This window comes from Marisediminicola sp. LYQ134 (assembly GCF_046599635.1).
In the GTDB taxonomy this organism is placed as follows: Bacteria; Actinomycetota; Actinomycetes; order Actinomycetales; family Microbacteriaceae; genus Marisediminicola.
In genome coordinates this window covers 1,593,401-1,611,108 of record NZ_JBKIWP010000001.1, presented here as the reverse complement: position 1 = coordinate 1,611,108, position 17,708 = coordinate 1,593,401, and the positions used below count along the sequence as shown (strand labels likewise).

Sequence of the window (17,708 nt, the reverse complement as noted above, 5' to 3'; positions counted from 1 at the left end):
ACGGGCGTGCGAATCCGAAGACGGAGACGATGACAGCACGCATCCTTGTGGTCGACGACGACACAGCGCTCGCCGAGATGATCGGCATCGTGCTGCGCACCGAGGGCTTCGACCCGGTCTTCTGCGCCGACGGTTCGGGGGCGTTCGACGCGTTCGTGGCATCCAAGCCCGACCTCGTCCTCCTCGACCTCATGCTCCCGGGCAAAGACGGCATCGAGGTGTGCGCCGAGATCCGCGCCGAGTCCGGGGTGCCGGTCATCATGCTCACGGCGAAGTCCGACACGGCGGATGTCGTGCGCGGCCTCGAGAGCGGAGCGGACGACTACGTCGTCAAACCGTTCAACCCCAAAGAGCTCGTCGCGCGCATCCGCACGCGGCTTCGACCGACCGCGTCCGATTCGACCGACGTGCTCACCGTCGGAGACATCGAGCTCGACGTCGCGGGCCACGAGGTGCGTCGCGGCGACAGCAGGATCAACCTCACCCCGCTCGAGTTCGAGCTCCTGCTCGCCCTCGCCTCCAAACCGCAACAGGTGTTCACGAGGGAGATGCTCCTCGAGCAGGTGTGGGGCTACCACTACAAGGCCGACACGAGGCTCGTCAACGTGCACGTGCAGCGTCTGCGCGCCAAAGTGGAGGTCGACCCCGACAACCCGCAGATCGTGATGACCGTGCGGGGCGTCGGCTACCGCGCGGGCTCCCACTGACGGGCTCCGCGTGACGTGGCGTTCGGCGCTCGCGCGACTGCTGCGGTTCTGGCGCACGTCGCTGCAGTTCCGCACGGTCGCGATCACCGTCATCCTCTCGAGCGCCGCGGTGACGATCATCGGGGCCTACATGTCCGTGAGCATCGGCGGCAACCTCTTCGCGTCGCGACAGGAACAGGTCAACTCCGAGGCGGTGCGCGCCAACCTCATCGCGCAGCAGATCTTCGACGCGACCGATGACGCCAACCCCGTCGAGCTCGCGACCCTCGGGGTGCAAGTGCAGACGGCCGTCGCGAGCTCGACGACGAGCCCGGGAGGCACGGGCATCGCGATCCTGCGCTCCGACCAACCGCCCACGCCGCAGATCCTGCAGCCGACGAGCAGCCGGGACTTTCCGGACGAGGTCGTGACGCCGCAGATGCGCGTCGCCGTCTCGGAGACGTCGGAGCGCGTGTTCCTGCAGTCGGTCGACCTGCCGAACGACGCACCGGGGCTCGTCGCGGGGTCGAGGTTGACCGTGCCCTCCGCGGGGCTCTACGAGCTCTACCTCGTCTACGACCTGAGCGACGCGGAGCGCACTCTGGGTTTCGTGCAGCAGACTCTCTTCGCCGGCGGTCTCGCGCTCGTCGCGCTCATCGGCGGGGTGACCTACATCGTCGTGCGGCTCGTGGTCGGCCCGGTGCGACTCGCCGCCGAAACGAGCGAGAGGCTCGCGGCGGGCGAGCTCGAGGTCCGGATACCGGAGAAGGGGGAGGATGTCATCGCGACCCTCGCTCGATCGTTCAACGGCATGGCCGACAGCCTGCAGCAGCAGATCACCAAACTCGCCGACCTCTCGCGAGTGCAACAGCGTTTCGTCTCCGACGTCTCGCACGAGTTGCGCACACCGCTCACGACCATCCGCCTCGCGGGCGATGTTCTCTACGACCAGCGCGAGAGCTTCCCGCCCGCGACCGAGCGCACGGCCGAACTGCTCCACACCCAGGTCGAGCGATTCGAGGTCCTCCTCGCCGACCTCCTCGAGATCAGTCGCTACGACGCGGGGGCCGTCGAACTCGACCTCGAGCCGACCAACCTCGTGCGTCTCGTCGACGACGCCGTCGACCAGATGGGTTCCCTCGCCCACGAGCGGGGGAGCGAGATGGTCGTCGTCGCGCCCGGAGGCTATTTCGAGGCCGAAGTGGATGCCCGGCGCATCCGCCGCATCCTGCGCAACCTCCTCGGCAACGCCGTCGAACACGGCGAGGGGCGACCGATCGTCGTCACGGTCGACAGCAATGCGACCGCGGTCGCCATCGCCGTGCGCGATCACGGCATCGGCATGAGCGAGAGTGACGTCGAGAAGGTCTTCGAGAGATTCTGGCGCGCCGACCCTTCTCGCCGGCGCACGATCGGCGGCACGGGTCTGGGGCTCGCGATCTCTCTCGAAGACGCCATCCAGCACGACGGCCACCTCGATGTCTGGTCGGAGGTCGGCACCGGCACGTGCTTCAGGCTCACCCTGCCGCGCGTGCGCGGCGTCGGAATCGCGAGGTCGCCACTCGAGCTGCCCCCGCAGGAGCTCGTCGACGCGCCGCCCGGTGAGGACGGCCCATCGTGACGCGCCACGCTCGCTCGCTCGCGGCCCGGTCGGTGCGGGCGGTGGCCGGGGCCGCCCTCGTCGCCGTCGCGCTCGCCGGGTGCGTCGGCATCCCGTCGTCGGGTTCGGTCATCGTCGGCGAAGACCTCGTCGAGCAAGACGCCGGATTCGAGTACTTTCCGCTCGGTCCCGTCGCGGGCGCCGAGCCCGCCGACATCGCGCGCGGATTCGTCGATGCCTTCACAGGATCGGCGAACGACTACGAGGTCGCGAGGCAGTTCTTGAGCGACGGGTTCGAGGCCGAGTGGAACCCGCGTCGCTCCGTCACGGTGCGCAACACCGAGGGGCGATTCACCGAGGTCGACGACGACACCGTCGAATACTCCCTCGCCTCCGTCGCAACCGTCGACTCGGCGGGGGCGTACCGCCGCAACTCCGAGCCCGCGGCGCTCGTGCTGCCGTTCGACTTCGTGCAGGAGAACGGGGAGTGGCGCATCAGCTCGGCCGACGACGGCATCGTGCTCTCCGACATCACCTTCCGCTCGCTCTTCGACACCCACACGCTCTACTTCCTCGACCCCGAGAACGACGAGCTCGTTCCCGACCTGCGGTGGTTCGCCACCGGCTCGGCGACTCAGCGCATCGTCACGACGCTCTTGAGCGGTCCGCCCCCGTGGTTGAGCGGGGCCGTGCGAACCGCGTTTCCCGAGGGCACCCAGCTCGACGGTCCGAGCATCGACGTGCAGGCCGGCGTCGCCGACCTCGGCCTCACGACCGAGGCGCTCTCGGCCGACGACGCCGAGCGGCAGCTCATGCAAGTGCAGTTGACCGAGAGCCTCGCGACCGTGCCGAACATCCGCCGCGTCAGCCTCACGGTCGGCGGGACACCGCTCATCTCGAGCGAGGTCTCCGACACCGTTCCCCAGCCCGAACCCTCCGTCGACTCGCGCGCGCTCGTCGAGCGCGAGGGGAGCGTCGGGTTCGTCTCGGGAGACGGGGTCGCCTCGATCGGGTCGCTCGGAGAGAAGATCGCCGACCTCGACGCCGTCGGCGCGACCGTCGCCCTCGAGCAGGGGGTCGCGGCCGTGCGCAGCTCGTCAGGCGTCTCGCTCGTGAGGGCGGGCGAGGGCGCGGCGACCCTCCTCGACACGCGGCAGTCCCTCGTGACCCCGTCTCTCGACGACGTCGGATTCGTCTGGGTCGCGTCGCAGACCGACGCCTCCGTAGTCTTGGCCTACAGCTTCGACGGGGCCGTCACGAGACTCGCGACCGGACTCCCCTCCGACGCGGATGTCGCTGCGATCGACATCTCCCGTGACGGCGCGCGCATCCTGATCTTCGTCGAGTCCGAGGAGGGGACGCGGCTCGTCGTCAAGGCGATCAGCCGCGACGCCAACGCCGACGGGGTGCCGCTCGCCCTGAGCGAGTCGGTGCTCGACTCCGTCGTCTCCGGGGCGGACGCCCTCGATGCGACGTGGGTCGACGAGCTCACCGTCGCGACGCTCTCGACGACGGGATCGGGCAGCGCCGTCGTGGCACACACCGTGGGTGGCGACCGCACCCCGCTCGGTGCAGCGCCCGGCGCCGTCGCCCTCGTGGGCGGGAACGGGGAATCCAACCTGCGGGCGATCGACGACTCGGGGATGATCCTCCTACGCAGCGGAAGCGGATGGACGGAGACGGGCGTCGAGGTGGGTTTCATCGCGACCCAGCGCTGACCCGGAGTGAGCCCCCTCCCCGGGGGTGACGCGGCACGGTCGCTCCACGGTGAGGTGCTGGCGACGTTCGAGAGCCGCCCCGGGCGCGAGGCTCGGCTCATGCCGCGCCGCCCGCCTGCCCCACACCCGCTCGCGCGCGAGGCGGTGCCGGGGCGCGCGCGAGAGGCGCTGCCGGCGCTCGTGCGCGAGGCGGTGCTCGACGCCGCGGCGGTCGTGCTGCCCGTGTCGTGCGCCGGGTGCGGCGCCGACGGGCGCAGCGTGTGCCGGGAGTGTCTCGCCGCCCTCGCCCCACAGCCTCTCGCTCCCCTGACTCTCGACGCCGCGAACCTCGCGGGGAGCACGGTGTCGGTGACCGCCTCCGCGCGCTACGAGCGGGTCATGCGCGCGGTCATCGTCGCGGTGAAGGAGAACGGCAGACGAGACGCGGCGACACCCGTCGCACTCGCGCTCGCGGCATCCGTGCACCGAGCCCTCGAGGGGGTGAGGGTGGATGCCGGGGCGCCCGCGATCGAGATCGCGATGGTGCCGTCGTCGGCATCCGCCTATCGCGCGCGCGGGTTCGATCCGGTCGCGCTCCTCGTGCGGCGGGGAGGGCTCCCGGGGCCCGCCCGAGTGCTCCGCCGCGCCCGCTCGACCGTCGCCCAGAAGTCGCTCGACAGCGCCGCGCGTGCCCGCAACGCGCACGGGTCGCTCGCCGCCCGATCGCGTCTCGACGGCCGCTTCTTCCTGCTCGTCGACGACGTCGTCACGACCGGTTCGACTCTCGCCGAGGCGACACGGGCGATCACGGCGGCGGGCGGTAACGTCGTGGCGGCCGCCGCCGCGGCGGCCACGCCGAGACGCTCGAGCAATACCCGGGCATCGGATGACATCACCGTTTCCGGAGACTAGGTTGGGCGAAAGAGGCGCGGAGCACCGCGTGGTTCACGAGGGTGCAGCACTACCGTGCCGAGCGAACTGGGAGGACGTCATGGAAATCTCCATCAACGGACTGGGCCTCGGAATCACCGATCGATTCCGCGACTACGCCACCGAAAAGGCCGAGAAGATCGCGCATCTCGCCGAGAAGGCCCAAGCCTTCGAAGTGAAAGTCTCCCGTCACAGCGGGAAGAACGGGTCGTCGGGGGATGACCGCGTCGAGCTGACGCTCATCGGCCCCGGGCCGCTCGTGCGGGCCGAGTCGAACGGATCCGACAAGTACGTCGCATTCGATCTGGCCTTCGACAAACTCGTGCAGAGACTCCGCAAGGCGAAGGACCGCTCGAAGGTCCATCGCGGTAAGCACCGACCGACCTCGCTGCGCGAGGCGAGCGCCGACGGTTTCAGCGTCGTCGACATCACCCCCGCCGATCCCGAGGTGCTCGATCGCGTGCGCACGGGCGGAATCGACATCGTGCCGTCGGCGACGGCCGACGAGACCGAAGACGACTGGAGCCCTGTCGTCATCCGCAAGAAGGTGTTCGCGTCGATGCCGATGACGGTCGACGACGCGCTCTACTACATGGAACTCGTCGGGCACGATTTCTACCTCTTCATCGACGCCGAGACCGACCGCCCGAGCGTCGTCTACCGACGCAAGGGCTGGGACTACGGCGTCATCGGTCTCGACGACGACGCCGCCGAGATCCAAGAGAGCGTGACGGCGTCGCGGAAGCGATCGAGCTGACCCGCTCGCAAGAGAGAACACGCTGAGGGGCGTCGATCCACGAGGATCGGCGCCCCTCAGCACGCTCCTAGTGGCGCATCGCTAGGATTGGTCAGCATCACGGATCGGTCACGGACCGGTTTCACGGCCCGGATCGATCTGGCGGCCTCACGAAAAGCATTGGGAGTTTCTGGTGGCAAATGTTCTCGAGCGCGTTCTCCGAGTCGGAGAAGGCCGCACCTTGCGCAGACTCAAGCGGTATGCGGAGGCGATCAACCACCTCGAAGACGACTTCACGGGTCTCACCGACGAGGAACTGAAGAACGAGACCGTCGAGCTGCGCGAGCGCTACTCGAACGGCGAATCCCTCGACGACCTCCTCCCGGAGGCGTTCGCGGCGGTGCGCGAAGCGTCCAAGCGCACGCTCGGGCTCCGGCACTTCGACGTTCAGCTCATGGGTGGCGCCGCCCTCCACCTCGGCAACATCGCCGAGATGAAGACCGGTGAGGGCAAGACCCTCGTCGCGACGACCGCGGCATACCTCAACGCCATCGCGTCGCGCGGCGTGCACGTCATCACGGTCAACGACTATCTCGCGAACTACCAGTCCGAGCTCATGGGGCGCGTGTTCCGCGCCCTCGGAATGACCACGGGCTGCATCGTCGCGGGGCAGACTCCCGCGGTGCGCCGCGAGCAGTACGCCGCCGACATCACCTACGGCACGAACAACGAGTTCGGCTTCGACTACTTGCGCGACAACATGGCGTGGCAAGCGCAGGACATGGTGCAGCGCGGTCACTTCTTCGCGGTCGTCGACGAGGTCGACTCGATCCTCATCGACGAGGCCCGGACCCCCCTCATCATCTCGGGGCCGTCGTCGGGCGAGGCCAACCGCTGGTTCACCGAGTTCGCGCGACTCGCGAAGAAGCTCGAGCCCGGCGTCGATTTCGAGGTCGACGAGAAGAAGCGCACCGTCGGCGTGCTCGAGCCCGGCATCGAGAAGGTCGAGGACTACCTCGGCATCGACAACCTCTACGAGTCGGCGAACACCCCGCTCATCTCCTTCCTCAACAACTCGATCAAAGCCGCGGCGCTGTTCAAGAAAGACAAGGACTACGTCGTCATGAACGGCGAAGTGCTCATCGTCGATGAGCACACGGGCCGCATCCTCATGGGGCGTCGCTACAACGAGGGCATCCACCAGGCGATCGAGGCCAAGGAGGGCGTCGCGGTCAAGGCCGAGAACCAGACCCTCGCGACCGTCACGCTGCAGAACTACTTCCGGCTCTACAAGAAGCTCTCGGGCATGACCGGTACGGCCGAAACCGAGGCCGCCGAATTCATGAGCACCTACAAGCTCGGCGTCGTCTCGATCCCCACCAACCGCAGCATGGTGCGCATCGACCAGTCCGACCTCGTCTACAAGAACGAGACGGCCAAGTTCGAGCAGGTCGTCGAAGACATCGCGGGGCGCCACGAGAACGGCCAGCCGGTCCTCGTCGGCACGACGAGCGTCGAGAAGAGCGAATACCTCTCGAAGATGCTCGCGAAACGGGGCATCAAGCACGAGGTGCTCAACGCCAAGAACCACGCGCGCGAGGCCGCGATCGTCGCCCAGGCCGGGCGGCTCGCCTCGGTCACCGTCGCGACGAACATGGCGGGTCGTGGAACCGACGTCATGCTCGGAGGTAACGCCGAGTTCCTCGCCGTCGCCGAGATGAACGCCAAGGGCTTGAGCCCCGTCGACACCCCCGACGAGTACGAGGCGGAGTGGGACGACGTCTTCTCCCGCGTGAAGGCGGAGGTCGAGGAGGAAGCGGCGAAGGTCCGGGAAGCCGGCGGCCTCTACGTTCTCGGCACCGAGCGTCACGAGTCCCGCCGTATCGACAATCAGCTGCGGGGGCGGTCTGGTCGACAGGGTGACCCCGGCGAGAGCCGGTTCTACCTCTCGCTCACCGACGACCTCATGCGCCTCTTCAACTCCGCCGCCGCGGAGTCGCTCATGGGTCGCGGAAACGTGCCCGACGATCTCGCGATCGAGTCGAAGGTCGTGAGCCGCGCCATCCGCAGCGCGCAGAGCCAGGTCGAGTCGCGCAACGCCGAGATCCGCAAGAACGTGCTCAAGTACGACGACGTCCTCAACCGGCAGCGCGAGGCGATCTACGGCGACCGCCGCCACATCCTCGAGGGCGACGATCTGCAAGACCGCACCCAGAAGTTCCTCGAGGAGGTCATCTCCGAGGTCGTCGACGAGCACGCCGCCGCAGGCAGCGCGGATGACTGGGATCTCGACGCCCTGTGGACCGAGCTGCGCACGCTCTACCCCGTGTCGATCACCGTCGACGAGGTGCTCACCGAAGCCGGATCGCGCGGTCGGCTGACGCGCGACTTCCTCGCCGACGAGATCCTCGCCGACGCGAAGCTCGCCTACGACAAGCGCACCGAGGCCCTCGGCGAGCCCGCGATGCGCGAACTCGAGCGTCGTGTCGTGCTCTCGGTCATCGACCGCCGCTGGCGCGACCACCTCTACGAGATGGACTACCTGAAAGACGGCATCGGCTTGCGCGCGATGGCTCAGCGTGACCCGCTCGTCGAGTATCAGCGCGAGGGTTTCACGCTCTATCAGAGCATGATGGGCCAGATCCGCGAGGAGACCGTCGGGTTCCTCTTCAACCTCGAGGTCGAGGTCTCGCCTGCCGGTGCCACCGCGGCGATGCCGACGGTCGCGGCGAAGGGACTCGGAGCGTCTGGCGCTCCCGTCGACAAGCTCACCTACTCGGCGCCCAACCCCGACGGCGAGGTCGAGGTGCGCAACCAGCGCGGGCAGATCGAGCAGGCCGCGACGGCACGGGCGCAGCGCGAGAGCGACGAGAAGTCGGGTGTCCCGCAGGCTCCCGCGTCGCAGCCGACTCAGGGCGGCCCCACGCGGTCACCAGGCGGACGAGGAGCCGGGGGAGCCTCGGCTCCCGCGTCGCGCGGAGCGTTCGGCGAGCAATCGTCGGGGGCCGCTGCCGCACCGGCGAACCGGGCTCAGCGACGCTCGCAGACCAAGGGCAAGTAGAGGCAGCAGAACGGCAGCCGACGGGTCTGTCTAGAGCACGTTGATCGCGGTCGCGCGCCATCGGTCGTCGAGACCTTCGAGCCTGATGGCGACGGCGCGGGTTCGCGCCCGACCGCGCACGATGACGACGGCTTCGACCGCGCCGTCCCGCGGCTCGCACATCGTCGTCGACCCGATCGCGAAGGTCGGGCGCACGACGGGCTGGTGTTTCGCGTGCCGGGCGCGGGCGGAGATCACGACGCGCTTGAGCAAGTGCCGATAGACGTCGTCGGTGACCCAGCGGGAGATCTGCTCGAGATCGCGGGCGCCCGCGAGGATCTCGATGACGCACCGCGTGAGATTCTCGAGGAGCGGCTCGGGGCTCGGGAGCGAGGAGGTGCTCGCGGGTTGGTGCCCGAAAAACTCCTCGGCCTCGATGCGGGACCGCGGTCTCGGGCGATCCGCTGGGGCGGGGGAGGGGCTCGCGGTGGCGAGCGCCCTCTCGGGCGCGGCGGCCCGGGCGGAACCGGCGGGCTGGACTGGCATCGCGTTGCTCATGGCATCTCCGAACCGAGGTCGTTGGTCGTCACGGCATGCCCCCCGAACAGGGGATGCGGCGCCGTGAGAAATCATCGTGACAGCTCGGTCTACCCGAGTCCACGCCCCACAACGGGGCTGTGGATAACCAGCATGGCGCCGGATGCCCGCCACTAGCTTTCGACGATGCGCTGGGACGACTTGTTCGACGACCTCGAGGGTCAACTCGAACACGAGCTCTTCGCCGAAGAACTCGACGTCCGTGCCGAGGAGGAGCGGCTGCGCATCGGGCGACTGTCGCTCCGCGACCGCGTGGCCGGCATCCGCAGCGCGGCGGGGAAGCACGGTTCGCGCATCGTCCGCCTGCTGCTGTGCGACGGCACCGCGATCGACGTCGCCCCCGCGACGATCGGAAGAGACTGGCTGTCGGCGGATGTCGCGGGCGACACGTCGAGGCGCGACCAGTGCATCGTGCCGTTCTCGTCGATCGCGGGCGTCGTGTTGTCTCGCGAGCGCGTCGTCGAGAGCATCTCCGCCCCCTCCACCGGGAGGGAGGGACCGCCCGATTCGCTCTCCGCGAGGCTCACCCTGAGTTTCGTCCTGCGCGATCTGTGTCGACGCCGATCGACCGTGGAGGTCCGGTTGCGCTCGGGGAGCGCGGTGGGCACGATCGACAGGGTCGGCCGCGACCATCTCGACCTCGCGATCCACGAGCGGGGCGTGCCCCGGCGCGAGTCGCTCGTGAGCGAGTACCGCATCGTGCCGTTCGATCAGGTCGTGCTCGTGCGCGTCTGACCGCCGCGGGGTCGGTCGGGGTCGAACGAGTACTCGGGCAGTGACGAGTATTCGGCTTGGTTCCAGAGTCCGATGCGGCGGGATTCCTCGTACTTGCCCTCGATGTATGCCTCGAGCACGGTGCGTTCGATGCGCCAGTGGCCGGCTCCGCCGACCTTGATCGCCGGCAGTTCGCCCGATCGGACGAGCGAGTAAGCCTGACTCGCGGAGATGTTGAGGATCTCGGCGGTGTCGGCGAGCGTGAGAAAACGGCCGAGGCCGTCTGCGCTCGCCAACTCGTCCATGCGTCGATTATCGAGGCCGCAGCGATACCCCGGCGGCCCTGTGGATAACTCGCTCTCGTCGGCGCCCGGGAGTTTTGGATAGGGCGACGGCGACGGCATCGCGAGGGATGGCCGCGAAAGGGTGGGGACGAGATGGCGAAACCGCGCACAGCGCTCGAGAGACCTCCGCGCTCCGCCTGGTTCGACCCGAGATTCGCGGTCGGCATCGGGCTCATCGTCGTCTCGGTCGCCGCGGTCACGACACTCGTGTCGTCGCTCGACCGCACGGTCGATGTCTGGGTGGCGAGCGCCGCTCTGAGCCCCGGCGACGTTCTCGAGAGCGACGACGTGACGGTGCGCTCCGTCTCCCTCGGTGACGCCCACGGTCTGTATCTGGCGGCCGACGAGAGGCCGATCGCCGATCTCGTCGTCACGAGGGTCGTGTCGAGGGGCGAACTCATTCCCGCGGCCGCGGTCGGCTCTCGCGAGGGGACGACGCGAGCGGCTGTCGTCGTGGGGGTGCCCGGGCGGCTCCCCGCGGGCGTCGGGCCGGGAGCGAGCGTCGACATCTGGAGCGCGCGCGAGAACGAACCCGGTGTCTTCGGCGCGCCCGCCGTGCTCGTCGGCGATGCGACGGTCGTGAGGATCATCGAGAGCGAGGGCATCATCGCGGGTGACGACGACCTCGCCGTCGAAGTGCTCGTGCCTCGGGAGAGCGTCGCGCGCGTGCTCGAGTCCCTCGCCAACGACGACGCCGTGTCGCTCGTGCCCACGAGCCTCCCGATCGGAGGCTGAGGTGGTCGCCGTCGCCCTGGCGCTCCCGCCCGGACTCGACGAGGCGGTCGCCCGGGACCTCGAGCGTCACGGGCACACCGTCGTCGCGCGGTGCGACGACGTCGCAGAGCTCACCGACGCGATCGGGAGTCGGATCGCCATCGCGACTGCCGGGCCCGTGTCGCGGATCGACGCGGCCATCGTGACGGCCGATCGACGGATGCTCACCGTCGACCTGCTCGCGGCGTGCGACGCGGCGGGAGTGCGGGTGGTCGCGATCGTCGCAACCGACGCGCACCGGAGGCACGCGGCATCCGTCGGACTGCTCGAGACCGTCGACGCCGATGCGCCGTTCTCGGTCGTCGAGCGGATGCTCACGGGGCTGCCCTCGGTGCCGCCGCGGGAATCGCGCCCCGCGCGCGGTCGCGTCGTGGCGGTGTGGGGGCCTGCAGGGTCGCCCGGGCGCACGGCTCTCGCGATCTCGATCGCCGCGGAGCTCGCGGCCGCGGGCTCGACGGTCGCTCTCGCCGACGTCGACACCCACAGCGCGTCGATCGCGCCGTCTCTCGGCCTGCTCGACGAGTCCCCGGGGTTCGCCGCCGCGTGCAGACTCGCGGGGGCCGGGAGTCTGACGGTGCCCGAGCTCGAGCGGATCGGCCAGCGATACCTCACCGGACACGGGAGTTTCTGGGTGCTCACGGGGCTCGGACGACCGAGTCGGTGGCCCGAGCTCTCCGGCGACCGCGTGACGGCGACCCTCGAGGCGTGTCGCGACTGGGTCGACGTGACCGTCGTCGACACCGCCTCGAGCCTCGAAGACGACGAGGAGATCAGCAGCGACCTCTTCGCCCCACGGCGCAACGCCGCGACGGTCTCGGCTCTGCGTTCGGCCGACCGCATCGTCGCCGTGGGGGCGGCCGACCCCGTCGGGCTCTCGCGTTTTCTGCGCTCGCACGCCGACCTGCTCGAGGTCGTCGACACCGCGCACATCGATGTCGTCGTGAACCGCGTGCGCATGAGCGCGGTCGGGCTCAACCCTGCGGCGCACGTCGAGCAGACCCTCCGACGGTTCGGGGGCATCGTGCCCACCGCTCTCGTGCCCGACGACCGCCACGCCTTCGACACCGCCGTGCTCGAGGGGCGCACCGTGCGAGACACCGCGCCGAAGTCATCCGCGCGCGTGGCGATCCAGCGCTTCGTCGAGGCCACCCTCGTGCCGGAGGGGCGACCCACGACGAGACGGGCTCGGCGGGCACAGCGGGCACGGCGCTGACATCGGATGTCGGATGTCGGATGTCGGGTGTCGACTCCGCGGAGCCGTCGTGCGGCGTGCTCACGCCCCGGGCCCCGCTCCTGCCAACATCCTGCGTCTCTCGAAGCGACGCACGAAAAGTGGTTCGCTTGAACCATGACCTCGACGCCGAATCCGACGCCGAACCCGACGCCGCCCGGCACCGTGGAGTTGCCGATGTTCCCGCTCGGGTCGGTGCTGTTTCCGCACATGCCCATCCAGTTGCGTCTCTTCGAGCCCCGCTACCTGCAGATGCTCGCGCACCTCATCGAGACGGAGGAGCCGCGATTCGGGGTGGTCCTCATCGAGCGGGGTCACGAGGTCGGCGGCCAGGCTCTCACCGGGGCGAACGCCGAGAAACGCTTCGAGGTCGGCACCGTCGCGGAGATCACGCAGCTCGAGTCGGGCGAGGGCTTCGTGGGGCTCGCCGCGACGGGCACGAACCGCATCGTCGTCGACGAGTGGTTGCCCGACGACCCCTACCCGCGCGCTCTCGTTCACGAATTGCCCGAGCTCGCCTGGAGCGACAATCTCGAGCGAGAGAAGGCCGAGGCGGACCAGGCGGTGCGTCGCGCCCTCGCGATCGCGAGCGAATTCGTCGAGCAACCGTGGGCGGCGAGTGTCGAGATCTCGAGCGATCCCGTCGAAGGCTCGTGGCAACTGGCGGGGGTCGCCCCCGTGTCGGAGCTCGACCAGTTGCGATTCCTCGGCAGCTCGTCGCTTCGCGACCTGCTCGTCGCGGTGGCGACCGAAGCCGTCGCCGCGTCGGAGACCCTCGTCGCGTCGTGGTCGGACGAGGAGTGAGCCGCACCCCCCGGCGGTTACGCTAGACGCGTGTCGACCCTCAGTGATCTCGTTCTCGCCCAGGGCCGCTCGAGCGAGGCCGACGTCGAATGGCTCCACCTTCTCGTCGGCGACTGGCAGCTCCTCGCCGACCTCGCGTTCGCCGACATCGTGCTGTGGGTCCCGACGACGACCGACTCCTTCGTCGCCGTCGCGCACGCGCGCCCCTCGAGCTCGGCGACCCTCTTCTACCGCGACTTCGTCGGGCAGAACATCAAGCCCGAGTGGCGCAAGCAAGTGACGGATGCGTTCGTCTCCGGCCACATCATCGACTCCGCAGCGCCGGACTGGTACGAGGAGACCCCCACTCGCGTGCGGGCCGTCCCGGTCTTGCGACGCCTCGCCGCGACGGGAGCCCAGACGACGGATGCTCCCGTCGCCATCATCACGCGACACACCAACCTGAGCGAGGCGCGCACCCCGAGCCGGCAGGAGCTCACCTTCAACGAGTGCGCCAACGACCTCTTCGCGATGATCGCGGGGGGAGACTTTCCGGATCTCGGGGCGCCGACGGGACCGCGCCGAGGTGCGCCACGGGCATCCGACGGTTTGCTGAGGCTCGACACCGACGGGATGGTGAACTTCGCGAGCCCCAACGGTCTCTCGGCGTTCAACCGCATGGGGTTCGCGGGCGAACTCGAGGGGGAGTCGCTCGCCGAGGTCACGACGATGCTCTTGAGCGGCCAGAGCGTCGTGGACGAGTCGCTTCCCCTCGTCGTGACGGGGCGCGCGCCGTGGCGAACCGACATCGAGGCTCGCGGGGTCACGGTGTCGCTCCGAGCCATCCCGATCCGCGACCGCGGTGAGCGAGTCGGCGCCATCGTGCTGTGCCGCGACGTCACGGAGCTGCGTCACCAGGAGCGCGAGCTCATCACGAAGGACGCGACCATCCGGGAGATCCACCACCGGGTGAAGAACAACCTGCAGACGGTCGCCTCGCTGTTGCGCATCCAAGCGCGACGATCGCACTCCGAGGAGGCGCGGGAGTCGCTCAACCAGGCGATGAGGCGCGTCGCGGCGATCGCCGTCGTGCACGACACACTGAGCGAGGGCCTGAGCCAGAACGTCGACTTCGACGCGGTCTTCGATCGGGTGCTCCTGCTCATCGCCGAGGTCGCCTCGACCCACAACACCAAGGTGCACCCGAAGTCGACGGGGAGTTTCGGGGTCCTCCCGAGCGAGTACGCGACGCCGCTCGCCCTCGCGCTCACCGAACTCGTGACGAACGCCGTCGAGCACGGCCTCGCGGGCCGCGAAGGCGACGTCGAGATCGACGCGACGCGATCCGAGGAGCGATTGAGCGTCAAGGTGCGCGACACCGGCGCGGGGATGCCCGAGGGCAAGGTCGGGTCGGGGCTCGGCACGCAGATCGTGCGCACGCTCATCCAGGGCGAACTGAGCGGCACGATCGACTGGCACACCATGGTCGGCAGCGGCACCGAGGTGACGATCGACATCCCGCTCGCGTGGATCACGACCGAACGCTGACCGACCCGCGGGCCCGGAGCACCCGACCCGTCGGAGGGGCGTTCCTCAACACACGCCCGAACGGAAAGACCCCGGTCGCACCGAGTGGTGCGACCGGGGTCGGGGTTCGACCGCCGGGATCGAGCGGGGGGCTAAACCGGCGGTGCGAGGGTCAGGATGCGCGGCGGGCGCGGGCGGCGCGACGCTTGAGGGCGCGACGCTCGTCTTCGCTCAGTCCGCCCCAGACGCCCGAATCCTGGCTCGTCTCGAGGGCGTACTGGAGGCACTGCTCGGAGACACTGCATCGGCCACAGACCGACTTGGCTTTCTCGATCTGGTCGACAGCGGGTCCCGTGTTTCCGACGGGGAAGAAGAGTTCGGGGTCGGCCGTGAGGCAGGCTGCGTTGTCGCGCCAATCCATGGGTGTACTCCTTAGTTGCATACGGAACGTGAGGTCGAGTCGACCGGTGATCTCGCGAGAAATCGCGCGCTCGCCGATTGGGTTGTCGACGATGAGGCTGCGCTCACGGCCCTGTAAGCATCAAAAACAGCCTCACATAGACTCTCATATCGACTTAACCAAATCAATAGTTTTGTATTGGATTCCGCTGTGAGCCACCCCGACACCGGCGCGCCTGAGGGCGCTCGATCACCCCGCCGACCCGTAGCCCTCCTCGTGCTCGCGGGCATCCTGTTCCTGCAGGGTGCGGCGCTCGCCGTGCTCACCGCGGTGCTCGTCGTCGAGCTCGTCATCGCCGTTCCGGTGTCGTACGGGAGCGCGGTCGTGCTGACCCTCCTGACCGGCGCGGCCGCCGCGTGGCTCGGGGCGATCGCCGTCAACCTGCTCCGCGGTCGGGCGTGGACGCGAGGTGCGGCCATCACGACGCAAGTGCTCCAGGTCGCGATCTCGATCGGGAGCTTTCAGGGTCTCTTCGCGCAACCGGCGGTCGGATGGGCCATCCTCGTTCCCGCCGTCATCGCCCTCGTGCTGCTGTTCACGCGCTCGGTCGTCGCGGCGACGGCGCGGCGAGACGAGATCTGAGCCGACCGTCGACCCGAGAGGACGACGGGCCGGGCCCGGTCTCCCCGGACGCGGTCGGCCCGTCCTCAGTCGACGCTGAGCTTCTTGCGCAGCGACGCGACGTGGCCCGTCGCCTTCACGTTGTAGAGCGCGAGCTGGATGACGCCGCTCTCGTCGATCACGAAGGTCGAGCGCAGCACGCCCGTGACGGTCTTCCCGTAGAGCGACTTCTCGCCGTACGCCCCGTAGCCGTGGTGCACCGCGAGGTCGTCGTCGCTCAGGAGCGGGAACGTGAGGCTCTGCTCCTCCACGAACTTCTGGAGCGCGTCGATCGGGTCCTTCGAGATGCCGAGGATGCGATACCCGGCACCCGCGAGCGAACCCATGCTGTCGCGGAAGTCGCACGCTTGAGTAGTGCACCCCGGCGTGGACGCGGCGGGGTAGAAGTAGATGATCACTTTCGAACCCGCGAGGTCGGCGAGCGAGACGCTCGCGCCCTCCGAGTCACTGAGGGTGAAGTCGGGAGCGGTGTCTCCGGCCGCCAGTCGCGTGGTCGTGTCACTCATGTCGTCTCCGAATCGTCGGTGCGCGGCACGTTGAAGAGCCGCCGCCGTCTCATGCTAACCTTGATCCTCGGCTCGGGTCTTCGCCCCGAAACCGCGCATCCCTAGCTCAATTGGCAGAGCAACTGACTCTTAATCAGTGGGTTCTGGGTTCAAGTCCCAGGGGGTGCACTCCAGACTCACCGCGCCAGCGCCGTCGGCACATCCGCCCGACTCACCTGGAGCACCATGCCCGAACTCATGCCCGCCGTCGTCGCGGCCGCGGGGGTCGTGATCGCGATCATCGTCGCCATCGTGATCACCGCCGTCATCGCCGCCGTCCTCCGCGTCGTGGGGCGCCACCGCTCGTGGCCCGCCGACCTCATCGCGCGAGCGCGCAAACCGTTCCGCATCACGCTCGTGCTCTCGCTCGTGTGGATCGCTCTCGAGGTCACCCTCCCCGGCGGCGACTGGCGCCCGGCCGTGACCCTCGCGTTCCGCATCGCGTTCATCGCGGCGTTCGCGTGGCTCGTGGCATCCATCGCGATCTTCTTCGAAGACCTCGGGCTCGGGCGCTACCGCGTCGACGTGCCGGACAACAGGGTCGCGAGGCGACTGCGCACCCAGGTGCTCATCATCCGCAGGCTCACGGTCGTGATCATCGTCGTGCTCGCGCTCGGCGCGATCCTGCTGAGCTTTCCCGGGGTCGAGGCGCTCGGTGCGAGCATCCTCGCATCGGCCGGTCTCATCTCGATCGTCGCGGGGCTCGCGGCACAATCGAGTCTCGCCAACCTCTTCGCGGGTATGCAGCTCGCGTTCAGTGACGCCATCCGCATGGACGACGTCGTCGTCGTCGAAGGCGAGTGGGGGCGCATCGAGGAGATCACGCTCACCTACGTGGTCGTGCACCTGTGGGACGACCGTCGCCTCGTGCTGCCCTCGACGTGGTTCACGACGACACCGTTCCAGAACTGGACCCGCCGCAGCTCCGAGCTGCTCGGCTCCGTCGAGCTCGACCTCGACTGGGACGTGCCGCTCGACGACATGCGCGCGGAACTCGACCGGCTGCTCGCGGACTCCGAACTGTGGGATGGCCGCGCTTCGGTGCTGCAGGTGACGGATGCCGTCGGCGGCTACGTGCGCGTGCGCGTGCTCGTGACGGCGGTCGACGCCCCGACGCTCTTCGACTTGCGCTGCGACGTGCGCGAGGGCCTCGTGACGTGGTTGCGGAGCATCGGCTCGGTGGGTGTGCCCCGGGGTCGCGTCGCTCTCGTCTCCGATACGGCCGAGTCGGATGCGCGCGGCGACCGTGCCGCGCAACCGGACGCGGGTCAGCGCCGCCCGCGCGAGAGCGTCGGCCTCTTCACGGGCGATGAGCGAGCGATCGAACGCGCGGGTCAGCTCACCGGCACGATTCCGATCCAGACCGCGCGCGACGACGAGTCGGCCGACGGCCCGTGGGACGCCGACCGCTAGAGCTACTGAG

At 69.1% G+C, this 17,708-nt stretch carries 17 protein-coding genes and 1 tRNA gene; 14 read left to right on the top strand and 4 right to left on the bottom strand.

Annotated elements, in window-relative coordinates; genetic code table 11:
* Window positions 1-29 precede the first annotated feature (29 nt).
* From mtrA to secA, 6 genes are all read left to right on the top strand, one after another.
* Window positions 30-707, top strand: coding sequence for an MtrAB system response regulator MtrA (gene mtrA, locus ACLHIH_RS07740; protein WP_411316135.1), 678 nt, complete (start codon window positions 30-32; stop codon window positions 705-707).
* A gap of 10 nt (window positions 708-717) precedes the next feature.
* The gene (mtrB, locus tag ACLHIH_RS07735; protein WP_411316134.1) at window positions 718-2,307 is read left to right on the top strand and encodes an MtrAB system histidine kinase MtrB; all 1,590 of its coding nucleotides are present in this window, start codon (window positions 718-720) and stop codon (window positions 2,305-2,307) included.
* Entirely contained in the window at window positions 2,304-4,004 is a 1,701-nt protein-coding gene (locus ACLHIH_RS07730) for an LpqB family beta-propeller domain-containing protein (RefSeq protein WP_411316133.1), read from the top strand. The genes mtrB and ACLHIH_RS07730 overlap by 4 nt, the downstream gene beginning before the upstream one ends.
* A gap of 99 nt (window positions 4,005-4,103) precedes the next feature.
* The gene (locus ACLHIH_RS07725) at window positions 4,104-4,895 is read left to right on the top strand and encodes a ComF family protein (protein WP_411316132.1); all 792 of its coding nucleotides are present in this window, start codon (window positions 4,104-4,106) and stop codon (window positions 4,893-4,895) included.
* Window positions 4,896-4,974: 79 nt separating this feature from the next.
* Window positions 4,975-5,670, top strand: coding sequence for a ribosome hibernation-promoting factor, HPF/YfiA family (gene hpf, locus ACLHIH_RS07720; protein ID WP_411316131.1), 696 nt, complete (start codon window positions 4,975-4,977; stop codon window positions 5,668-5,670).
* 172 nt (window positions 5,671-5,842) lie between these two features.
* Window positions 5,843-8,710: a preprotein translocase subunit SecA gene (gene secA / locus ACLHIH_RS07715; protein WP_411316130.1), complete on the top strand. Its 2,868-nt coding sequence runs from the start codon at window positions 5,843-5,845 to the stop codon at window positions 8,708-8,710.
* 30 nt (window positions 8,711-8,740) lie between these two features.
* Here the strand turns inward: secA and ACLHIH_RS07710 are convergent, their stop codons facing one another.
* Window positions 8,741-9,247 carry an Rv3235 family protein gene (locus ACLHIH_RS07710; protein WP_411316129.1) on the bottom strand — a complete coding sequence of 169 codons (507 nt, stop codon included), beginning with the start codon at window positions 9,245-9,247 and terminating at the stop codon, window positions 8,741-8,743.
* Between the two features lie 165 nt (window positions 9,248-9,412).
* Here ACLHIH_RS07710 and ACLHIH_RS07705 point away from each other — a divergent pair, with 165 nt between their 5' ends.
* Window positions 9,413-10,021: a hypothetical protein gene (locus ACLHIH_RS07705; RefSeq protein WP_411316128.1), complete on the top strand. Its 609-nt coding sequence runs from the start codon at window positions 9,413-9,415 to the stop codon at window positions 10,019-10,021.
* On the opposite strand, the gene ACLHIH_RS07700 is transcribed toward ACLHIH_RS07705, so the two are convergent.
* Entirely contained in the window at window positions 9,997-10,305 is a 309-nt protein-coding gene (locus ACLHIH_RS07700; RefSeq protein ID WP_411316127.1) for a helix-turn-helix domain-containing protein, read from the bottom strand. The genes ACLHIH_RS07705 and ACLHIH_RS07700 overlap by 25 nt on opposite strands.
* Window positions 10,306-10,437: 132 nt before the next feature.
* Here ACLHIH_RS07700 and ACLHIH_RS07695 point away from each other — a divergent pair, with 132 nt between their 5' ends.
* The 4 genes from ACLHIH_RS07695 (at window position 10,438) to ACLHIH_RS07680 (ending at window position 14,680) form a co-directional block, all read left to right on the top strand.
* Complete coding sequence (locus ACLHIH_RS07695; protein ID WP_411316126.1) at window positions 10,438-11,079, top strand: hypothetical protein; 642 nt, start codon at window positions 10,438-10,440, stop codon at window positions 11,077-11,079.
* A 1-nt stretch (window position 11,080) separates the two neighbouring features.
* Window positions 11,081-12,331, top strand: coding sequence for a CpaE family protein (locus ACLHIH_RS07690; RefSeq protein WP_411316125.1), 1,251 nt, complete (start codon window positions 11,081-11,083; stop codon window positions 12,329-12,331).
* Window positions 12,332-12,466: 135 nt separating this feature from the next.
* Complete coding sequence (locus tag ACLHIH_RS07685; RefSeq protein WP_411316124.1) at window positions 12,467-13,153, top strand: LON peptidase substrate-binding domain-containing protein; 687 nt, start codon at window positions 12,467-12,469, stop codon at window positions 13,151-13,153.
* Between the two features lie 30 nt (window positions 13,154-13,183).
* Entirely contained in the window at window positions 13,184-14,680 is a 1,497-nt protein-coding gene (locus ACLHIH_RS07680) for a sensor histidine kinase (RefSeq protein WP_411316123.1), read from the top strand.
* A 151-nt stretch (window positions 14,681-14,831) separates the two neighbouring features.
* Here ACLHIH_RS07680 and ACLHIH_RS07675 read toward each other — a convergent pair whose 3' ends face one another.
* Window positions 14,832-15,080, bottom strand: coding sequence for a WhiB family transcriptional regulator (locus ACLHIH_RS07675; RefSeq protein ID WP_411316122.1), 249 nt, complete (start codon window positions 15,078-15,080; stop codon window positions 14,832-14,834).
* Window positions 15,081-15,257: 177 nt separating this feature from the next.
* Here ACLHIH_RS07675 and ACLHIH_RS07670 point away from each other — a divergent pair, with 177 nt between their 5' ends.
* Window positions 15,258-15,701 (top strand): hypothetical protein, encoded by a 444-nt coding sequence (locus tag ACLHIH_RS07670; RefSeq protein ID WP_411316121.1) that lies wholly within the window; start codon window positions 15,258-15,260, stop codon window positions 15,699-15,701.
* A gap of 65 nt (window positions 15,702-15,766) precedes the next feature.
* On the opposite strand, the gene bcp is transcribed toward ACLHIH_RS07670, so the two are convergent.
* On the bottom strand, window positions 15,767-16,246 hold the full coding sequence (gene bcp, locus ACLHIH_RS07665; RefSeq protein ID WP_411316120.1) for a thioredoxin-dependent thiol peroxidase: 480 nt from the start codon (window positions 16,244-16,246) through the stop codon (window positions 15,767-15,769).
* Window positions 16,247-16,341: 95 nt separating this feature from the next.
* Here bcp and ACLHIH_RS07660 point away from each other — a divergent pair.
* A tRNA-Lys gene (locus ACLHIH_RS07660) sits at window positions 16,342-16,414 on the top strand.
* 57 nt (window positions 16,415-16,471) lie between these two features.
* Window positions 16,472-17,698: a mechanosensitive ion channel family protein gene (locus tag ACLHIH_RS07655; protein WP_411316119.1), complete on the top strand. Its 1,227-nt coding sequence runs from the start codon at window positions 16,472-16,474 to the stop codon at window positions 17,696-17,698.
* The last annotated feature ends 10 nt before the right edge of the window (window positions 17,699-17,708 follow it).

Coding starts and splice junctions, on each gene's coding strand:
- ACLHIH_RS07700 (WP_411316127.1), bottom strand. CDS start 10,305: ATGGACGAGTTGGCGAGCGCAGACGGCCTCGGCCGTTTTCTCACGCTC.
- ACLHIH_RS07675 (WP_411316122.1), bottom strand. CDS start 15,080: ATGGATTGGCGCGACAACGCAGCCTGCCTCACGGCCGACCCCGAACTC.
- ACLHIH_RS07710 (WP_411316129.1), bottom strand. CDS start 9,247: ATGAGCAACGCGATGCCAGTCCAGCCCGCCGGTTCCGCCCGGGCCGCC.
- bcp (WP_411316120.1), bottom strand. CDS start 16,246: ATGAGTGACACGACCACGCGACTGGCGGCCGGAGACACCGCTCCCGAC.
- ACLHIH_RS07725 (WP_411316132.1), top strand. CDS start 4,104: ATGCCGCGCCGCCCGCCTGCCCCACACCCGCTCGCGCGCGAGGCGGTG.
- ACLHIH_RS07705 (WP_411316128.1), top strand. CDS start 9,413: ATGCGCTGGGACGACTTGTTCGACGACCTCGAGGGTCAACTCGAACAC.
- mtrA (WP_411316135.1), top strand. CDS start 30: ATGACAGCACGCATCCTTGTGGTCGACGACGACACAGCGCTCGCCGAG.
- ACLHIH_RS07655 (WP_411316119.1), top strand. CDS start 16,472: ATGCCCGAACTCATGCCCGCCGTCGTCGCGGCCGCGGGGGTCGTGATC.
- ACLHIH_RS07695 (WP_411316126.1), top strand. CDS start 10,438: ATGGCGAAACCGCGCACAGCGCTCGAGAGACCTCCGCGCTCCGCCTGG.
- ACLHIH_RS07685 (WP_411316124.1), top strand. CDS start 12,467: ATGACCTCGACGCCGAATCCGACGCCGAACCCGACGCCGCCCGGCACC.
- hpf (WP_411316131.1), top strand. CDS start 4,975: ATGGAAATCTCCATCAACGGACTGGGCCTCGGAATCACCGATCGATTC.